Origin of the sequence: Allobosea sp. BH3, assembly GCF_025499465.1 — a bacterium.
Lineage (GTDB): Bacteria > Pseudomonadota > Alphaproteobacteria > Rhizobiales > Beijerinckiaceae > Allobosea.
The window spans coordinates 39,678-57,017 of sequence record NZ_JAIMCA010000002.1 but is presented as its reverse complement, the minus strand read 5'-3'; the positions used below and the strand labels follow the sequence as shown (position 1 = coordinate 57,017).

15 protein-coding genes are annotated in these 17,340 nt (G+C 67.7%); 10 read left to right on the top strand and 5 right to left on the bottom strand.

From position 1 onward, the window contains the following. Positions 1-100: 100 nt before the first annotated feature. Positions 101-1,081 carry an L-threonylcarbamoyladenylate synthase gene (locus tag BoBH3_RS05280; RefSeq protein ID WP_262329734.1) on the bottom strand — a complete coding sequence of 327 codons (981 nt, stop codon included), beginning with the start codon at positions 1,079-1,081 and terminating at the stop codon, positions 101-103. A 284-nt stretch (positions 1,082-1,365) separates the two neighbouring features. Between BoBH3_RS05280 and BoBH3_RS05275 the strand changes: the two genes are divergently transcribed. Beyond that, complete coding sequence (locus tag BoBH3_RS05275) at positions 1,366-3,141, top strand: acyl-CoA dehydrogenase (RefSeq protein WP_262329733.1); 1,776 nt, start codon at positions 1,366-1,368, stop codon at positions 3,139-3,141. Between the two features lie 17 nt (positions 3,142-3,158). Here BoBH3_RS05275 and BoBH3_RS05270 read toward each other — a convergent pair whose 3' ends face one another. Further along, positions 3,159-3,953, bottom strand: a complete 795-nt coding sequence (locus BoBH3_RS05270; RefSeq protein ID WP_262329732.1) for a class I SAM-dependent methyltransferase — start codon at positions 3,951-3,953, stop codon at positions 3,159-3,161. Between the two features lie 80 nt (positions 3,954-4,033). On the opposite strand from BoBH3_RS05270, the gene BoBH3_RS05265 reads away from it, so the two are divergent. From BoBH3_RS05265 to BoBH3_RS05250, 4 genes are all read left to right on the top strand, one after another. After that, complete coding sequence (locus BoBH3_RS05265) at positions 4,034-4,921, top strand: SDR family NAD(P)-dependent oxidoreductase (RefSeq protein ID WP_262329731.1); 888 nt, start codon at positions 4,034-4,036, stop codon at positions 4,919-4,921. Next, complete coding sequence (locus BoBH3_RS05260) at positions 4,905-5,765, top strand: SDR family oxidoreductase (protein ID WP_262329730.1); 861 nt, start codon at positions 4,905-4,907, stop codon at positions 5,763-5,765. Before BoBH3_RS05265 ends, BoBH3_RS05260 begins: the two co-directional genes overlap by 17 nt. Positions 5,766-5,955: 190 nt before the next feature. Next, on the top strand, positions 5,956-6,945 hold the full coding sequence (locus BoBH3_RS05255; RefSeq protein ID WP_262329729.1) for a magnesium transporter CorA family protein: 990 nt from the start codon (positions 5,956-5,958) through the stop codon (positions 6,943-6,945). Between the two features lie 134 nt (positions 6,946-7,079). Beyond that, positions 7,080-7,838 carry a tetratricopeptide repeat protein gene (locus tag BoBH3_RS05250; protein WP_262329728.1) on the top strand — a complete coding sequence of 253 codons (759 nt, stop codon included), beginning with the start codon at positions 7,080-7,082 and terminating at the stop codon, positions 7,836-7,838. Between the two features lie 9 nt (positions 7,839-7,847). On the opposite strand, the gene BoBH3_RS05245 is transcribed toward BoBH3_RS05250, so the two are convergent. Then, positions 7,848-8,894, bottom strand: a complete 1,047-nt coding sequence (locus BoBH3_RS05245; RefSeq protein ID WP_262329727.1) for a cysteine synthase A — start codon at positions 8,892-8,894, stop codon at positions 7,848-7,850. Between the two features lie 140 nt (positions 8,895-9,034). On the opposite strand from BoBH3_RS05245, the gene BoBH3_RS05240 reads away from it, so the two are divergent. The 5 genes from BoBH3_RS05240 (at position 9,035) to BoBH3_RS05220 (ending at position 14,794) form a co-directional block, all read left to right on the top strand. Next, a complete protein-coding gene (locus BoBH3_RS05240) occupies positions 9,035-10,273 on the top strand; it encodes a class I SAM-dependent RNA methyltransferase (protein ID WP_262329726.1) in 1,239 nt (412 codons plus the stop codon). A 33-nt stretch (positions 10,274-10,306) separates the two neighbouring features. Further along, positions 10,307-11,719 carry an FAD-binding oxidoreductase gene (locus BoBH3_RS05235; protein WP_262329725.1) on the top strand — a complete coding sequence of 471 codons (1,413 nt, stop codon included), beginning with the start codon at positions 10,307-10,309 and terminating at the stop codon, positions 11,717-11,719. Positions 11,720-12,076: 357 nt separating this feature from the next. Continuing rightward, on the top strand, positions 12,077-13,096 hold the full coding sequence (locus BoBH3_RS05230) for an ABC transporter substrate-binding protein (protein ID WP_262329724.1): 1,020 nt from the start codon (positions 12,077-12,079) through the stop codon (positions 13,094-13,096). Between the two features lie 95 nt (positions 13,097-13,191). Next, on the top strand, positions 13,192-13,992 hold the full coding sequence (locus tag BoBH3_RS05225) for an ABC transporter ATP-binding protein (protein WP_262329723.1): 801 nt from the start codon (positions 13,192-13,194) through the stop codon (positions 13,990-13,992). 25 nt (positions 13,993-14,017) lie between these two features. Continuing rightward, positions 14,018-14,794, top strand: a complete 777-nt coding sequence (locus BoBH3_RS05220) for an ABC transporter permease (RefSeq protein WP_262329722.1) — start codon at positions 14,018-14,020, stop codon at positions 14,792-14,794. Positions 14,795-14,871: 77 nt separating this feature from the next. On the opposite strand, the gene BoBH3_RS05215 is transcribed toward BoBH3_RS05220, so the two are convergent. Next, a complete protein-coding gene (locus tag BoBH3_RS05215) occupies positions 14,872-16,470 on the bottom strand; it encodes a gamma-glutamyltransferase family protein (RefSeq protein WP_262329721.1) in 1,599 nt (532 codons plus the stop codon). A 49-nt stretch (positions 16,471-16,519) separates the two neighbouring features. Beyond that, positions 16,520-17,311 carry an SOS response-associated peptidase gene (locus BoBH3_RS05210; protein WP_316045087.1) on the bottom strand — a complete coding sequence of 264 codons (792 nt, stop codon included), beginning with the start codon at positions 17,309-17,311 and terminating at the stop codon, positions 16,520-16,522. Positions 17,312-17,340 lie beyond the last annotated feature (29 nt).

Genomic DNA, 17,340 nt, shown 5'->3' with positions numbered 1-17,340 from the left:
GTCATGCTCGGCTTGACCCGAGCATCTCCTACCGACGAAGGCTCCAGCGCCTTCCTGCCCTGAGATGCTGGCGCAAGCCGGAGCATGACGAGCCTGCGGGTTACCGCGGCGCCGCAGCCCGTCGCAGCCGGTCGTTGATCGCCTCGCCCAGTCCCTGCTCGGGAATGCGGGCGACTGCGATCGTGCCATGCCCCAGCGCATCCAGCTTCCGCATATGGCCGAAGAGGTTGCTCGCGGCTTCGCGGAGATCACCGGCGAGGCTCAGGTTCAGCGAGGCCGGATAATCCTGTCCCGGCCCGAAGCCGAGCCAGGCCTCGCCATCGTGCGGAGCCTCGGCGTCGAGGCGCATCCTGGCCGCGGGCGCGTAATGCGAGGCGAGCAACCCCGGCGAGAGCGGCGCATGCCCCGCTTCACCTGCCAGCACGAGCGGGCGGCCGATCACGCCCTCGATCGCCTCGCGGGGCACGCCACCCGGCCGCAACAGCCGCGGCGCGCCGTCGAGGCAGGCGACGATGGTCGATTCGACGCCCACCTCGGTCGGGCCGGCATCGAGCACGGCGTCGATGCGTCCTTCGAGATCGGCGAGCGCATGGGCGGCGCTGGTGGCGCTGATCCGGCCCGAGCGATTGGCGGAGGGCGCGGCGACGGGCCGGCCGACCGCTTCCAGCAGGGCATGGGCGACCGGGTGCGCCGGCACGCGCAACGCGACGGAAGGCAGGCCCGCCCGTGCCAGTTCGCTCACCGTGCAGCCCGGCGAGGCCGGCACCACGAGCGTCAGCGGCCCCGGCCAGAAGACCTGCGCAAGTGCTAGCGCATTGGCGTCGAACAGCCCCTGCCGGCGGGCGCTCGCGAGGTCCGGCAGATGCGAGATCAGGGGGTTGAAGCTCGGCCGCTCCTTGGCGGCATAGATGCCCGCCACCGCGCTGCCCGAGGTCGCATCGGCCGCGAGCCCATAGACCGTCTCTGTCGGCAGGGCGACGAGCCCACCCGCACGCAGCAGCGCGGCCGCCTCGGCGATGCCGTTGGCATCGGGGCTCAGGAGCTTGGTCTGGCGGGAGGCGGGCAGGGGGGGCTGGCTCAAGGCGAGATTGACCGGGTATGGTTTACATATAAACTAATCGATGGGCCTGACGCGGTACGCAAACGAAGGTCGCGCTGGCCCGCGCGTGGTAGAGGCGATAGTTCCTCGCTACCATCGCGGCAACGGCAAAAGCGAGCCTGGGCTCTGCCTCATGGCGGGGCCAAAGCATCGGACCGAAAAGTGGAATCCACTTTTCGGAAAAATCCGATGCGATAACAATGCGATAGATCACCGTGATCGCGTCCGGTAGGACGCGCGGTGATCTAGGCTTCAGGGAGACGAGTATGAGCTATCGCGCCCCCGTTTCTGACATGCTGGCGACCATGCGCCATGTCGCTGGCCTCGATCGGCTGATCGCAGACGGGCTGGCGCCCGAGCTCGACGGCGGTGTCTCCGAGGCTGTACTGGAGGAAGCTGCGAAGTTCGCCGCCGATGTCCTCGCCCCGCTCAACCGCGTCGGCGATACCCACGGATCGAAGCTGAAGGACGGCGCGATCACCACTCCGCCCGGCTGGAAGGAAGCCTACAAGGCCTGGGCCGAGGCCGGCTGGAACGCGCTGCCGGCGCCGGAGGCCTATGGCGGGCAGGCCCTGCCGACGCTGCTGCAATCGGCCTGCACGGAGATGTGGAACTCGGCCGCCTTCGCCTTCGCGCTCGGCCCGCTGCTGACGGTCGGCGCCATCGAGGCGCTCCATGCCCATGGCTCGGACTATCTGAAGGAGACCTATCTCGCCAAGCTCGTCGCGGGCGAGTGGATGGGCACGATGAACCTGACCGAGCCGCAGGCGGGCTCGGACCTCAACGCGCTGCGCAGCAAGGCCGAGCGCGTGGGCGACGGCACCTATCGCATCACCGGCCAGAAGATCTTCATCACCTATGGCGAGCACGACCTGACGGACAACATCGTCCATCTGGTGCTGGCGCGCCTCCCCGATGCCCCTCCCGGCACGCGCGGCATCTCGCTCTTCCTCGTGCCGAAATATCTGGTCAATGCCGACGGCTCGCTCGGCGCGCATAACGACCTGCGCTGCTCCGGCATCGAGCACAAGCTCGGCATCCATGCCTCGCCGACCTGCTCCATGGCCTTCGGCGACAATGGCGGTGCCATCGGCTGGCTGATCGGCGAGGAAAATCGCGGCCTCGCCTGCATGTTCACGATGATGAACAACGCCCGCCTGAATGTCGCGCTGCAGGGCGTCGCCATCGCCGAGCGGGCCTATCAGCAGGCGCTCGCCTTCGCCCATGAGCGCAAGCAAGGCGCTGCGCTCGATGCGCCGAAGGGCGCCCCGATGAGCCCGATCATCGTCCACCCCGACGTGCGCCGGATGCTGATGGACATGCGCGCCAAGACGCAAGGCGCCCGCGCCATCTCCTATCTGGTGGCCGAGGCGCTGGACCGTTCCCATCGCGAGGCGGATGCCGGCAAGCAGAAGGCTGCGACGGAGAGGGCTGCAATCCTCACCCCGGTCGCCAAGGCCTACTCCACGGATATGGGCATCGATGTCGCCTCGACCGGAATCCAGATCCATGGCGGCATGGGCTTCGTCGAGGAGACGGGCGCGGCCCAGCATCTGCGCGACGCCCGCATCGCCGCGATCTACGAGGGCACCAACGGCATCCAGGCCATCGACCTCGTTACCCGCAAGCTGCCGCTCTCCGGCGGCGAGGCGGTGAAGGCGCTGATCGCCGAGATGCGCGCTGTGGTCGGCGAGGTCGAGCGCGCCAATACGCCGGGCTTCGGCCATTCCGCCGCCCGCCTGGGTGCGGCCGTCGACGCGCTGGAGCGTGCGACCGACTGGATGCTGGCGACGCTCGGCACCAGCCAGGCCGACGCGCTGGCGGGCGCGACGCCCTATCTCAAGCTCTTCGCGCTGGCGCAGGGCGGCACGGGGCTGGCGAAGAAGGCGCTCGCCACCCGTTCGGAGGCAGAAGGCACCGCCGATCTCGCTACCGCCCGCTTCTATGCCGAATGCCTGGCGACCGAGGCGCCGGCGCTGGAGCTAACTGTCACGGAAGGCGCTGGCGCCATCGCGGACGCCGCGACGGTCTTCGCAGCGTGAGTGTGGCGGCGCCCCGTTCAGGCGACCGCACCCTTGCGGGCGCGGATATGCAGGAACAGCGGCGCGACATGCGTATCGGCGAGATAAGGCTCGACCTGCGCCGTCTGCGCGTCGACCCGCGGCTCGGCCATGTGTTCGATGGTCAGGCCGGCAGCGACGATCATCGCGACCCATTCGCTCATCGTGCGGTGGAAGCGCGGCACGCGGAAGGGCTCGACGCTGGCCCTGACCTCGGCCGGCGCGGCACCGAAGCGCCAGGTTTCGATCTCGCCGTTCGTGTTGTTGAAGTATTCGGAGATCAGCAATCCGGTCACGCTGCCCTCGGCATCGCGCAGGACCTTGCGGTTCGGCGGCGCGAAGCAGGGATGGAGGATCGAGAACTGCAGGAAGCCGCCGGGCTTCAGCACGCGCGCCGCCTCCGCCAGCGCCTTGTCCTGAGACGGCATGTCCATCAGCGACATGAAGGCCGTGGCGAAGTCGAAGGAAGCGTCCGGGAAGGGCAGGGCGGTGCCGTCCCCAAAGCGGTAGTCGATGCCGAGTGGCTTCGCGGCTTCGGCCTCCCGCGCATGGCGGATGAAGGTCGGCGCTATGTCGACGGCGGTCACGCGCCCGCCCGCTTCGGCGAGCTTGCGCGTGTTCGAGCCTTCGCCGCAGCCGATGTCGAGCCCGTTCATCCCCGCGATGTCCGGCAGGTTTGCCAGGAAGACCGGCGTGTTCAGCGCGTCGCGATAGAGGTCGTAGCCGGCCCGCGCATGCCGGGTCCATGTCTCCGCATTGGCCTCCCAGCAGGCGGCGACATCGGTGCTGTCCATGGTGCTGCTCCGTTGCGGGGGGAGCGGGGCTATAGAGCAGCAGAGGCGGTGTGGCTAGCCGAGACGGAGACGAAGCGCTCATGAAGGACGACGCTGCCGCGCCGATGTTCGCCGGCCGCATCTGTCTCGTCGCGGGCGCCTCTCGCGGGCTCGGGCGCGGCATCGCGAAGGCGCTGGGCGAGGCGGGCGCGACCGTCATCGTCACGGGCCGCTCCAGCGAGGCCGGGCCGCGCACCGACAACCGCCCCGAGACCTTCGAGGATGCGGCGCGCGAGGTCGAGGCTGCTGGCGGCAAAGGCCATCCCTATCGCTGCGACCACACCAGCGAGCGCGAGGTCGACGGGCTCGTGTCCTGGTCCTTGCGCCGCTTTGGCCGGCTCGACTGCGTCGTCGATGCGGTCTGGGGCGGCAATGAGGGCTATGACGGCGAGCGCTACCCGGATGGATCCAGCTTCGGCACGCCCTTCTGGCGCCGCCCAGTCGCAAGGCTAGGCGAGAGCTTCGAGAGCAGCCTCTATGCCCAGCTCCTGCTGGCGCGGGCCGTAGCCCCGGCCATGGTGCAGATGCGCTCGGGGCTGATCGTCACGGTGAGCTTCGACACGGCTCCCGGCTATCTCGGCGACGCCTTCTACGATCTCGCCAAGGCCGCGACGAACCGCCTGACACTGGTGATGGCGCAGGAGTTGAAACCCTTCGGGGTCACGGCGCTCGGCCTCTCGCCCGGCTATGCCCTGACCGAGCGCGTCCGCGATGCGGGCTTGGGCGACCAGACGACCGAGACGACGCTCTATGCCGGCCGCGCAGTGGCGGCGCTTGCGGCTGACCCGGAGGTGGCGCGCCGCACCGGGCAGGTGCTGCATGTCGCCGATCTCGCCCGCGAATACGGCTTCACCGACAGGGACGGCTCGCAGCCGGGCCGATACGTCATAACCAACGCGCAGGGAGGCGCCGATGTCGCTCAAGGGTAAGACGCTCTTCATCACCGGCGGCTCGCGCGGCATCGGGCTCGCCATCGCGATCAAGGCTGCGAAGGACGGCGCCAACGTCACCATCGCGGCCAAGACCGCGGAGCCGCATCCGAAGCTGCCCGGCACGATCTACACGGCGGCTGCCGAGATCGAGGCCGCGGGCGGCAAATGCCTGCCGCTGATGGTGGATGTTCGGGACGAGCAGAGCGTCGCCGAGGCGATCGCCAAGACGGCCGAGACCTTCGGCGGCATCGACATCCTCGTGAACAATGCGAGCGCGATCCAGCTCACCAATACGCAGATGACCGACATGAAGCGGTTTGATCTGATGCATCAGATCAACACGCGCGGCACCTTCATGGTCTCGAAATACGCCATTCCGCATCTGGAGAAGGCGGAAAACCCGCATATCCTGATGCTGTCGCCGCCGCTCGACATGAAGACGCATTGGTTCGCGCCGCATCTGGCTTACTCTATGGCCAAATACGGCATGAGCCTGTGCGTGCTGGGCCTGGCCGGCGAACTCGCGCCCAAGGGCATCGCTGTCAACGCGCTCTGGCCGCGCACCACCATCGCCACCGCTGCGGTCCAGAACCTGCTCGGCGGCGACAAGATGGTGCAGGCGAGCCGCACGCCGGAGATCATCGCCGATGCGGCGCATATGATCTTCTCGAAGCCGTCGCGGGAATTCTCCGGCAACTTCCTGATCGACGACAGCTTCATGGCCGGCGAGGGCGCCACCGATTTCACGCCCTATCGCGTCGATCCGTCGGTGCCGCTGATGCCGGATTTCTTCGTTCCGGCGGACAGCAAGCCGCCTCAGGGCGTCAAGGGCGGTGTCTGACGGCCACCTCGCCGTCATTGCGAGCGCAGCGAAGCAATCCCGGAGGAGCGCGCAACGTTCAGCCCAGTCCTTCTGGATTGCTTCGTCGCTTTGCTCCTCGCAATGACGGCTGCTCCATTCGTTTGACATCCCGCCCCGATCGGCTCTTCTGCCGGCATTCCTTCAGGCCCGGGGAGTGGGATTCGCGTCCATGCTGATGATCCACGGCATCTGCCCCGATACGGGGGACAGGCTCCGGAACGCCGCGGCCGCGCCGGACGGAGCCTTTCCGCCCGATGCCCTCTGGATCGACCTGCTGAATCCGACACCGGAGGAGGACAAGCGGGTCGAGCGGCATCTCGGCATCTCGATCCCGACGCGGGAGGAGATGCACGATCTCGAGCCCTCCGAGATCATCTATACCGAGAATGGCGCACGCTACATGACCGCGCGCGTCATCTGCCAGTCCGACACGATCGTGCCGAAGCTTGCCGACGTCACCTTCATCCTCACCGAAAAGGCGCTGGTGACGGTGCGCTATGACGAGCCCGGCGCCTTCAGCATCTTCCTCAACCGCGTCACCAAGCCCGGCGGCTGCAGCCAGCAGCCGGAAGCGGTTCTCGACGGGTTGATCGAGGCGATCGTGGACCGCGCCGCCGAGGTGCTGCGCGGCGTCGGCGACAAGATCGATATCTCGTCGCGCCGCGTCTTCGCCGGCCGCGGGCAGGACGTCGAGCGCGGCGGCGTCTATCAGGTGGTGATCCAGAAGATCGGCCAGTACGAGCACATCATCTCGAACGTCCGCGAGAGCATGGTCTCGGTCGAGCGCGTGCTGCTCTTCCTCTCGGCCAACTATACCCGGCCGAAGAAGGCGCAGAGCGGTTTCGCGGCAGAATGGCGCTCGGCCGTCCGCGACGTGCAGGCCATCGAGGAACACGCGACGTTCCTGTCGAACAAGCTGCAATTCATGCTGGACGCGACGCTGGGCCTCGTCTCGATCGAGCAGAACAAGATCATCAAGCTCTTCTCGGTCGTCTCGGTCGCGCTGATGCCGCCGACTCTGATCGCCTCGATCTACGGCATGAACTTCAAGATCATGCCGGAGCTTGACTGGCAGTGGGGCTATCCCACGGCGATCGGCCTGATGATCCTCTTCGCCGTGCTGCCCTACCTGTTCTTCCGCTGGAAGCGCTGGCTGTAAAGCTGCCGCCGTTGAGCTGAAAATCTCCCGGCGTCATCGAGATGAACGACGCTCCCGCGCCTTTAATTGCGCATGGGGCAGCGTTCCGAATGCCATCTCGTCATCATCTGGGGTGGTTAGCCTGGGGGACCACGATGACTGATGCAGACAACGTCGCCACGCTGGCGGGCCGCGCGCGGCGGCTCGGCCTTGTAGGCGATTTCGACGCCGGGCATGCCCTGCTCAACGAGGCCCGCAAACTGGCCGGCACGGACGATGGCGACCTGGCTGCATGCGCGATCGAACGCGGGCGCCTCTACAACACCGACGGCTCGTCCGCGTTGTCCCTGCCATTCTTTCACGAGGCCTGGGAAAGGGCCCAGCGGGCAGGCCGGCACGGGCTGGCAGTCGACGCGGCCCATATGATCGCCATCGTCTCCGAGGCCGATGAGGCGGTGCGATGGACGCGGGTTGCGCTCGACTACATCGCGAGCCACCCCGGCACCGAGCATTGGCGCGGGCCGCTCTACAACAATCTCGGCTGGACGCTGTTCGAGGCCGACAGGTTCGACGAGGCCCTCGCGATGTTCGAACAGGGCGTCGGCGTGAGGGAGGCCCTAGGCCAGCCTCGCGAGCTCAGGATCGCGCGCTATGCCGTGATCCGCGCCTTGCGGGCGCTGGAGCGTTTCGACGAGGCGATCGCGCTGGGCAAAAGCGTGATCGCGATCGCCGATGCCGACGGGGAAGACGCTCCCTTCGTCCAGGAGGAACTGGCCGAATGCCACGCCGCCCGCGGCGACGGAGCGGCAGCGAAGGTCCATGCGGTGCGGGCCCTCGCTGTTCTCCGCGGCGATCAGCGCTTCCAAAAGGCGGAGGCCGAGCGTTTCGAGCGGCTGCTGGCGCTGGCGAGGTGAACGAGCGACCTAGCTTAGAACCTTCGCTACGACCTGCTTCAGCGCCGTCTCGTCCCGCTCCAGCCAGCCCGGCACCGGCAGGTTCTTCGAGCGCAGGAAATCGGGGTTGAACAGCTTCGACTGATAGCGCGTGCCGTAGTCGCAGAGGATGGTCACGATGGTGTGGCCAGGCCCCATCTGCTTCGCCAGCCGGATCGCGCCGGCGACGTTGATGCCGGACGAGCCGCCGAGGCAGAGCCCCTCATGCTCCAGCAGGTCGAAGACGATCTGCACCGCCTCGGCATCGGGGATCTGGAACGAGACGTCGATGGGCGCGCCTTCCAGATTGGCGGTGATACGGCCCTGGCCGATGCCCTCGGTAATCGAGGACCCTTCCGCCTTGAGCACGCCGGTCGTGTAGAAGGAATGCAGCGCCGCACCCAGCGGATCGGCGAGCCCGATCGTCACCTTCGGGTCGCGGGCCTTCAGCGCCATGCCGACGCCGGCGAGCGTGCCGCCCGAGCCGACGGCACAGATGAAACCGTCCACCTTGCCGCCGGTCTGCTCCCAGATTTCCGGGCCGGTGGTTTCGAGATGGCCCTGGCGGTTTGCGACATTGTCGAACTGGTTGGCCCAGACTGCGCCGTTCGGCTCGGTTTGCGCCAGCGCTTCGGCCAGCCGGCCCGAGACCTTCACATAGTTGTTGGGATTGGCGTAGGGAGCGGCCGGCACCTCGACCAGCGTCGCGCCGGCCAGCCGCAGCATATCCTTCTTTTCCTGGCTCTGCGTCTCGGGGATGACGATCACCGAGCGGTAGCCCAGCGCATTGCCGACCAGCGCAATGCCGATGCCGGTATTGCCCGCCGTGCCCTCGACGATGACGCCGCCGGGCTTGAGCTGCCCCTTCGCCTCGGCATCGCGGATGATGGCGAGCGCGGCGCGGTCCTTCACCGACTGGCCGGGATTCATGAACTCGGCCTTGCCGAGGATGGTGCAGCCGGTCGCTTGCGAAGCGCGCTGCAGCTTGATGAGCGGAGTGTTGCCGATGGCTTCGATGACGCCGTCGCGGATAGTCATGCCGGAATTTCCCAATTCGTCACCGACCTGATAGGCGAAAGTCTTGCAGAGGTCATCAGTAAGGGCGCTCGGCGCCCGAAGTTGGAAGAATGTCCGCCGTCAGGCCGCAATCAGGAAAAGAACCGTCTCCCCGTCTCGCCATGAACGAGACGCTCACCGTGGTGCGCCTCGGCCAGAAGGGTGACGGCATCGCGGAAACCGCGTCGGGGCAGGTCTTCGTGCCCTATGCGCTGCCGGGCGAGACGGTGCGAGCTGTCGTCGATGGCGAGCGCGGGCAACTCGTCGAGATCATCGCACCGGCCGAATCGCGCATCGCCGCGATCTGCCCGCTCTTCACCCGCTGCGGCGGCTGCGCCGCCCAGCACATGGAGCCCGGCCTCTATCGCGAATGGAAGCGCCAGCAGGTCGTGACCGCGCTGAGCCGTGCCGGCGTCGAGGCGCCGGTCGGCGATCTCGTCGATGCCCATGGCGCCGGCCGCCGCCGCGTCACATTCCACGCCCGACAGCAGGGCGAGACCATGGTCGTCGGCTTCATGGCGGCGCGCAGCCATGATCTGGTTGCGGTCGAAGCCTGCCCCGTGCTGGCGCCGGGCCTCGCACGCGCCCCGGCTGCGGCGCAGATGCTGGCGAACCGCATGGGCAGCGCGAACAAGCCGCTCGATATCCAGGTCACCGCCTCTGAGGCGGGACTGGACGTCGACATCCGCGGCCATGGCCCGCTCGGCGACAAGCTCAGGCTCGCCCTGACGCAACTGGCCGAGCGGCTCGATCTCGCCCGGCTCTCCAATCATGGGGAGATCGTGGTCGAGCGCCGCCCGCCGCTGCAGCGCATGGGCAAGGCGGTGGTCGCGCCGGCGCCCGGCGGCTTCCTGCAGGCCACGGCGGCCGGCGAGGAGGCGCTTGCCGCGCTCATCATGGACGCACTGCCCAAGGGCAAGCGCGCCGCCGATCTCTTCTCCGGCTGCGGCCCCTTCAGCTTCCGGCTCGCCGAGCGCATGCAGGTGCTCGCCGTCGAGAGCGACGCGGCGGCGATGCTGGCTTTGACGAAGGGCATGGGCGCGACGCAGGGGCTGAAGCCCATCGCCGCCGAGACGCGCGATCTCTTCCGCCGCCCGCTGCTGGAGCATGAGCTGAACGGCTTCGACGTGGTGGTGCTCGACCCGCCGCGCGCTGGCGCGGAGGCTCAAGCCAAGCGGCTGGCGGCCTCGAAGGTCCGGAACGTGATCTATGTCTCCTGCGACGCTGGCAGCTTCGCGCGCGACGCTGCGACTCTGGTTGCGGGCGGATATGCGCTGGAGGCCGTGACGCCGGTCGATCAGTTCCGCTATTCCGCCCATGTCGAGCTCGTCGGCGTGTTCCGGCGAGGCAAGAAGGGCTGAGATTTCCAGACAGCCTTTGAGGGCGGGGTTCCGATGAGCGCAATTCTCGAACGCATGGCCGGCATCGTCGGCGCGAAGAACGTCGTCACCGATGTCGACGCCATGGTGCCTTACCTCAAGGAATGGCGCGATCTCTTCCGCGGCAAGGCGCAAGCCATCGTCCGCCCCGGCTCGACCGCCGAGGTCGCGGAGCTGGTGAAGCTCGCCGCCCAGACGGGCACGACGCTGGTGCCGCAGGGCGGCAATACCGGCCTCGTCGGCGGCCAGATCCCGATCGCGGAGGGCCGCGAGGTCATCCTCTCGCTGCAGCGCCTCGACAAGGTCCGCGCCGTCGATACCGATGGCGACACCATGATCGTCGAGGCCGGCGTCACGCTGAAGCGTGCGCAGGACACGGCCGAAGCCGCCGGGCGGCTCTTCCCGCTTTCGCTCGCATCGGAGGGCTCCTGCACCATCGGCGGAAACCTCTCGACCAATGCCGGCGGCACGGCCGTGCTCGCCTATGGCAACGCCCGTGAACTCTGCCTCGGTCTCGAAGTGGTGCTGCCGGACGGGCGCATCTGGAACGGGCTGCGGCAGCTCCGCAAGGACAACACCGGTTACGATTTGAAGGACCTCTTCATCGGCTCGGAAGGCACGCTCGGCATCATCACCGCCGCCGTGCTCAAGCTCTTCCCGCTGCCGGCCGCGCGCGCCACCGCCTTCCTCGCGGTGCCGGAGCCGGCCGCCGCGCTCGCACTGCTGAACGACGCCAAGGCCGGCGCCGGCGGCACGCTGACCACCTTCGAGCTGATGCCGCGCATCGGGCTCGAATTTGTCCTGCGCCACGCCGCTGGCGCGCGCGCCCCGCTCTCCGAGCCCTCGCCCTGGTATGTGCTGATGGAGGTCTCGGCACAGTCCGCGGCCGGGCTCGACGAGGCGGTCGAGGCCTTCCTCGGCGAGGCGCTGGAGAAGGGCATCGTCACCGACGCGGCGCTCGCCGGCTCGCTGACCCAGCGTGCCGATTTCTGGAAGCTGCGCGAGATGATGTCCGAGGTGCAGACCTATGAGGGCGGCTCGATCAAGCATGACGTCTCCGTACCGGTGCATGCCCAGCCGGAGTTCCTGAAGCGCGCCATTGCGGTGGTGGAGGCGATGGTGCCGGGCTGCCGGCCGGTGCCCTTCGGCCATCTCGGCGACGGCAACATCCATTTCAACGTCAGCCAGCCGGTCGGCGCCGACAAGGCCGCCTATCTCGCCGGCTGGAGCGAGATGAACGAGGCGGTCCACGCCATCGTCACGGAGCTGCACGGCTCGATCTCGGCGGAGCACGGCATCGGCCGCCTCAAGCGCGATCTGCTGCCGGGCGTGAAGGACCCGGTCGAACTCGACCTGATGCGCGCGATCAAGCAGACGCTCGATCCCAAGGGCGTCCTCAATCCGGGCGCTATGCTGCCAAGCAAGTAGGTTCGGACAGCGCGGGGAACCCTCTCCCAGAGGGAGAGGACAGGGTGAGGGGAAGGCCGCTAATCCGATTTTGCCGTGAGGCGGTCGCTGCCCTGGGGCATACCTCACTGGTCCAACCGCCTGCACCTCACCCCTGCCCCTCTCCTTGCAGGAGAGGGGTTCTCGCGCGCCTCCTACAATTCCCGCCCGAGAATGACGCGTGTTGCTGCCCAAAAAACTGGCAGGACGGCATCCGCGCCTGATTGACCGCTCTTTGGCCCCTCTCTAGCCTCTGAACGACAATCAAAAATCGGGGATCGGCTCATGATCGGCGTGGTGCGTGGTGTTTCGAAGAATGTGGCGTCCAAGAGCGGCAGAATGACGCGTCGGGCGCTGGCTGCGGCCGCTGCCGGCTGCGCTCTCGCGCTCGCTTCCGCACTGCCCGCCGCGGCGCAGACGCCGCTCAAGTTCACGCTGGACTGGGTCTTCCAGGGGCCGACCTCGCCCTTCCTGGTCGCGCTCGACAAGGGCTACTACAAGGCCGAGGGGCTCGACGTCACGATGGACCCCGGCCAGGGCTCGGCCGGCGCAGTGCAGCGCGTCGCCACCGGCGCCTACGACATCGGCTTCGCCGATGTGAACTCGCTGATCGAGTACAACGCCAAGAACGCGGGCAAGGAGATCCTCTGCGTCTTCATGGCCTATGATTTCCCGCCCTTCGGCGTGCATACGCTGAAGAAGAGCGGCATCACCAAGCCCGCCGACCTCGCCGGCAAGAAGCTCGGCGCCCCCGTCTTCGACGCCTCCTTCCGCCTCTTCCCCGCCTTCGCCAAGAAGGTCGGGCTCGATGCTGCCAAGGTCGAGCACGTCAACCTGACGCCGCAGCTGCGCGAGCAGTCGCTGGTGCAGGGCACGGTAGACTTCATCTCCGGCCACTACTTCTCGTCTGTCCTCGACCTGAGGGCGCGGGGCGTGAAGGTGGAGGACATCGTCTCCTTCAACTACAGCGACTTTAAGATGGACGTTTATGGCAACGGCATCATCGTCTCGCCGGCGCTGGCCGCGAAGCCGGAGGCTGTCACCGCCTTCCTGCGCGCCGCTGCCAAGGCCTGGAAGGAAGTCGCCGCCAATCCCGCCGTCGGCATCGCCGCCGCCAAGAAGCGCGACCCGCTGATCGACGAGAAGCTGGAGGCCGAGCGCCTCGACATGTCGCTGAAGATGAATGTGCTCACCCCCTTCGTGAAGGCGAACGGCATGGGCGATGTCGACCCTGCTCGCTTCGCCCGCTCGGTCAAGGATGTCGCCGAGGCGTTCAGCCTGCCCGCGGCCCCGGAACCCGACAAGGTGTTCACGAGCAAGTTCCTGCCGCCCAAGGCAGAGCGGATGATCGCGCCCTGAGCCTAGGCCGTCATGGCCGGGCTTGACCCGGCCATCTCTTCACGAAAGCCCTTCTTCCCGAGATTCTCGGGGCAAGCCCGAGAATGACGCCCTTCATGCCCGAGACCGCCAGCGATCCCCTCGTCGAACTGCGCCAGGTCAGCCTCGCCTATGGCACCGGGGCCTCGCGCATGCTGGCGCTGGAGGACGCGACGCTCTCCATCGCCAAGGGCGAGTTCATCGCCGTGGTCGGGCCCTCCGGCTGCGGCAAGTCGACCCTGATGAAGCTCGTCACCGGCCTCCTGCCGCCCACGAGCGGCGAAATCCGGGTGCATGGGCAGGTGGTGAAGGGGCCGATCCGCGGCGTCGGCATGGCCTTCCAGGCGCCGACGCTGATGCCCTGGCGCACGACGCTCGACAACATCCTGCTTCCACTGGAGGTAGTCGAGCCGCATAAGCGCCGCTTCCGCGCCAACAAGGCCGAGTATGTCGCGCGCGTCGAGGCGCTGCTCGCCTCGGTGGGCCTCGGCGGCTTCGGCGACAAATATCCCTGGCAGCTCTCGGGCGGCATGCAGCAGCGTTCCAGCCTGTGCCGTGCGCTCGTCCACGAGCCCGATATCCTGATGCTCGACGAGCCCTTCGGCGCGCTCGACGCCTTCACGCGCGAGGAGCTCTGGAGCGTGATGCAGAAGCTCTGGATGGAGCGACGCTTCACCGCCGTGCTGGTCACGCACGATCTGCGCGAGGCGGTCTATCTCGCCGACACCGTCTATGTGATGAGCCGGCGCCCCGGAAAGATCGTCAAGATCCGCAAGATCGAGTTGCCGCGCCCGCGCACGCTGGAGACGACCTTCCAGGTCGAGTTCGTCGACATCGTCCATGAGCTGCGCGAGCGCATCCATATGGAGCACGCGTGATGCGGCCCCCGGCAGGACAAAGATCATGACGGAGACGCAGAAGCGCCTGCTGCTCATCGCCATGCCCTGGCTCGCCATGGCGGGCCTACTGCTGCTTTGGGAAGCCGCCTGCATCGTCTTCGACGTGCCGGAGATTCTGGCCCCGCGCCCGACGCGCATCATCGAGACGATGATCCTGCGCTGGGACATCCTGCTGCGCTTCTGCCTGGAGACGCTGTGGACGACGATCATCGGCTTTGCGCTGGCGATCGGCTTCGGCCTCCTGCTGGGCTTGGCCATCGGCGCCTCGCCCTTCATCTATTCGGGCTTGTATCCGCTGCTGATCGCCTTCAACGCGATCCCGAAGGTCGCGATCGTGCCGATCCTGATGATCTGGGTCGGGGTCGGGGCGCTGCCTGCGGTCATCACAGCCTTCGTCATCTCCTTCTTCCCGATCGTCGTGAACGTCGCGACGGGGCTCGCGACCATCGAGCCGGAGATGCGGGACGTGATGCGCTCGCTCGGCGCGAGCCAATGGGAGATCCTGACCAAGGTCGGCGTGCCGCGCGCGATGCCCTATCTCTTCGCGAGCCTTAAGGTTGCGGTGACGCTCGCCTTTATCGGCTCGGTCCTATCCGAGACGGTCGGCGGCAATCGCGGCATCGGCTTCCTGATGCTCTCGGCCGGCGCGCGCAACGACGCGCCGACGACCTTCGCCGGCCTCTTCTCCATCGCCATCATGGGCATTGCGCTCTATGCGCTCTGCGCCCTGGTCGAGCGGCGGATGACGCGCTGGGCCTTCCGTGGCGAGATCGTCTCTTAAAGTCGGGGCATCCTGAAACGCGCCGTCATTGCAGGCTCTTTCGCTGAAGCGAAGCCCCGGAATGACGGCGTCGGTTCCTAAGGCGTCGCGACGTAGCCGTCGCGGCGCGGATCGGCGGCCCCGGTGAAGAGCCCCGTCGCCGGGTCGATCGAAACCGCCTGCATGCCGCCGCAGAACATCGTCCAGCCGGTATCGAAGGCCTGCGCCTCATGCCCGCGCCCGACGAGCTCAGCGATGGTCTCGGGCGTAACGCGGTTCTCGATCTGGACGGCGCGGCCGTCCCAGAGCCGGGCGCGCGGCGCCTCGATCGCCTGTTGCAGCGGCAGGCCGAAGTCGAGATGCTGCACCATGGCCTGCACTTGCGTCTGCAGGATGCCGTAGCTGCCCGGCGTGCCGAGCGCGAGCACAGGCTTGCCGTTCCGGGTCGAGAGCGAGGGCGCCATGCAGATCGGCAGCGCATCGCCCGGGTTCGAGCGGTTCGGGCTGCCGGGCTGCACATCGGCCCAGTAGAGGAAGTTGTTGAGGGTGAGCCCCGTTCCGGGCACCACCACCCCGCTGCCGAAGGGGCTGCCGAGGCTCTGCGTGATGCAGATCAGGTTGCCCTCGCTGTCGGCAATGGAAAGCGAGGTCGTATGGGCTGGGTCCGGGCTCTCCTGCGGCACCCATTGCTCGGTCGGCCCGGTGATCGGCTGGCCGTCCTTGGCGCGCTTGCGCAGCCGCTCGACGCTGGCGTCGGAAAGGAGTTCGGAGAGCTTCGCAGGGCTCGGATTGTTGTGGGCGATGCGTTCGCCGGCCGCGAGCCGGATCGCACGATACACGAGGTCGAGATGCTCCGGCCCGTCCTTGGGCAGCGAGGTGAGGTCGAGCCCGTCGAGGATGCGCAGCGTCAGCAGGAACTGGAAGCCCTCGCAGGGCGGGGGCGGTACGTTCACGTCGAGCCCGCGATAGGAGACGGACAGTGGCTCGCACCAGACGGGCTTCACCGCGGCGAGGTCGGCCATCGTCATCGCCCCGCCGAGGGACTGGATATGAGCGATGACGCGCTCGCCCAGCGCCCCGCGATAGAAATGCTCCGGCCCCTTCTCAGCGATCTCCGTCAGCGTGCGGGCGAGGTCGGGCTGGACCAGCAGGGAGCCGAGGCCCATCGGCTTGCCGTCCGGCTGATAGGTCTTCGCCCAGCTTGGATAGAGCGCGGCCTGCGCCTGCATGATCGGCGCCTGCTCGGTGAACTCCACTGCGCCGAACTCGGCGAGCGCGAAACCGTCCCGAGCCAGCGCAATGGCCGGCGCGAAGATCTCGGGCAGGGATTTGCGGCCATAGGTCTTCACCAGCTCGCACCAGCCCGCGAGATTTCCCGGCGCGCCGATGGCGAAGGGGCCGCGCTCGAGCTCGGCCCTCTGGCTGAAGCGCTGGGCCGGGAAGCTCGCCGGGATCGGCGGCACAAAATCCAGCACACGGACGCGGCTCTCCGCGGCGACCCACATCGTCGCGAGACCTAGTCCCGCCAGCCCGGACATGAAGGGCTCGACCACGTTGAGCGCGGCTGTCGTCGCGGCCGCGGCATCGAAGGCGTTGCCGCCCTGCGCCAGGAGCCGTGCCCCGGCCTGCGCCGCCAGGGGATGCGCAGCGGCGACCATGCCGTGGCGGGAGGTGATGGTGGGCCGGCGGCCGGTCATGCTCGCGTCTCCTGATCTTGCCGGCGACGATCAGAGCATGAATCGGGCCTCAGAACAGGCTGCCCTGCCCATCATCGGCGCGCGGCCGGGCCGCCTTGCGCGCATGGCTCGGAGCAACCGGTGGCGCCTCCGTCAGCGGCACCTGAACCTCCGGCCCGTCATTGGCGACCTTGTTGACCCCAGGCCCGACGGCGACCGGCTCCAGCAGATCGTCAGGCGGCGGCCGGAGCAGGCGGGCCGTTTGCTGCGCCGTCGCCTGCGGATCGAGCCAGGCGTCGTGATCGGCCGGGTCGAGGATGATCGGGCAGCGATGGTGGATGCCGGCCATGGTGCCGTTGGCCGGGCCGGTCATCATCGCGACCGTGTCGATCTCCGATCCGTCCGGCGAAATCCAGGTCTCCCAGAGAGCGGCGAAGGCGAAGAAGCCGCGATCCGCCCGGCGGAACAGGAAAGCCTCGTTGCGCGCCTCCCGACCCGTACCGCTGCGCCGCCATTCGTAGAAGGCGTCGGCCGGCATCAGGCAGCGCCGCCGGACAAGAGCGTTGCGGAAGGACGGCTTCTCCGCCGCGCTCTCGCTGCGGATGTTGATGACGAGCGGGAAATCCTTCGGGTCCTTGACCCAGCCCGGAATGAAACCCCAGCGCATCAGCAGGAAACGCCGCGCTCCGTCATGCGGAAGCACGACCGGCACGGGCTGCGTCGGCGCGATGTTGTAGCGCGGCGGGAAATTGGGTTGCTCGCGATAGCCGAAGGCCTCGCGCATCGCTTCGGGGGGCAGGGTGATGGCGTAGCGTCCGCACATGGCGCTGTTTACCGCGACAAAGCGCGTTTTAATCAACACTTTATTTCCGGTTGCGGCAGCATAGTCCG

What these genes read in the sequence shown, in the direction of transcription:
- BoBH3_RS05235 (WP_262329725.1), top strand. Translation starts at nt 10,307, where the DNA reads ATGAGCGCAATTCTCGAACGCATGGCCGGCATCGTCGGCGCGAAGAAC.
- BoBH3_RS05275 (WP_262329733.1), top strand. Translation starts at nt 1,366, where the DNA reads ATGAGCTATCGCGCCCCCGTTTCTGACATGCTGGCGACCATGCGCCAT.
- BoBH3_RS05225 (WP_262329723.1), top strand. Translation starts at nt 13,192, where the DNA reads ATGCCCGAGACCGCCAGCGATCCCCTCGTCGAACTGCGCCAGGTCAGC.
- BoBH3_RS05255 (WP_262329729.1), top strand. Translation starts at nt 5,956, where the DNA reads ATGCTGATGATCCACGGCATCTGCCCCGATACGGGGGACAGGCTCCGG.
- BoBH3_RS05265 (WP_262329731.1), top strand. Translation starts at nt 4,034, where the DNA reads ATGAAGGACGACGCTGCCGCGCCGATGTTCGCCGGCCGCATCTGTCTC.
- BoBH3_RS05245 (WP_262329727.1), bottom strand. Translation starts at nt 8,894, where the DNA reads ATGACTATCCGCGACGGCGTCATCGAAGCCATCGGCAACACTCCGCTC.
- BoBH3_RS05220 (WP_262329722.1), top strand. Translation starts at nt 14,018, where the DNA reads ATGACGGAGACGCAGAAGCGCCTGCTGCTCATCGCCATGCCCTGGCTC.
- BoBH3_RS05250 (WP_262329728.1), top strand. Translation starts at nt 7,080, where the DNA reads ATGACTGATGCAGACAACGTCGCCACGCTGGCGGGCCGCGCGCGGCGG.
- BoBH3_RS05260 (WP_262329730.1), top strand. Translation starts at nt 4,905, where the DNA reads ATGTCGCTCAAGGGTAAGACGCTCTTCATCACCGGCGGCTCGCGCGGC.
- BoBH3_RS05230 (WP_262329724.1), top strand. Translation starts at nt 12,077, where the DNA reads ATGACGCGTCGGGCGCTGGCTGCGGCCGCTGCCGGCTGCGCTCTCGCG.
- BoBH3_RS05215 (WP_262329721.1), bottom strand. Translation starts at nt 16,470, where the DNA reads ATGACCGGCCGCCGGCCCACCATCACCTCCCGCCACGGCATGGTCGCC.
- BoBH3_RS05270 (WP_262329732.1), bottom strand. Translation starts at nt 3,953, where the DNA reads ATGGACAGCACCGATGTCGCCGCCTGCTGGGAGGCCAATGCGGAGACA.
- BoBH3_RS05240 (WP_262329726.1), top strand. Translation starts at nt 9,035, where the DNA reads ATGAACGAGACGCTCACCGTGGTGCGCCTCGGCCAGAAGGGTGACGGC.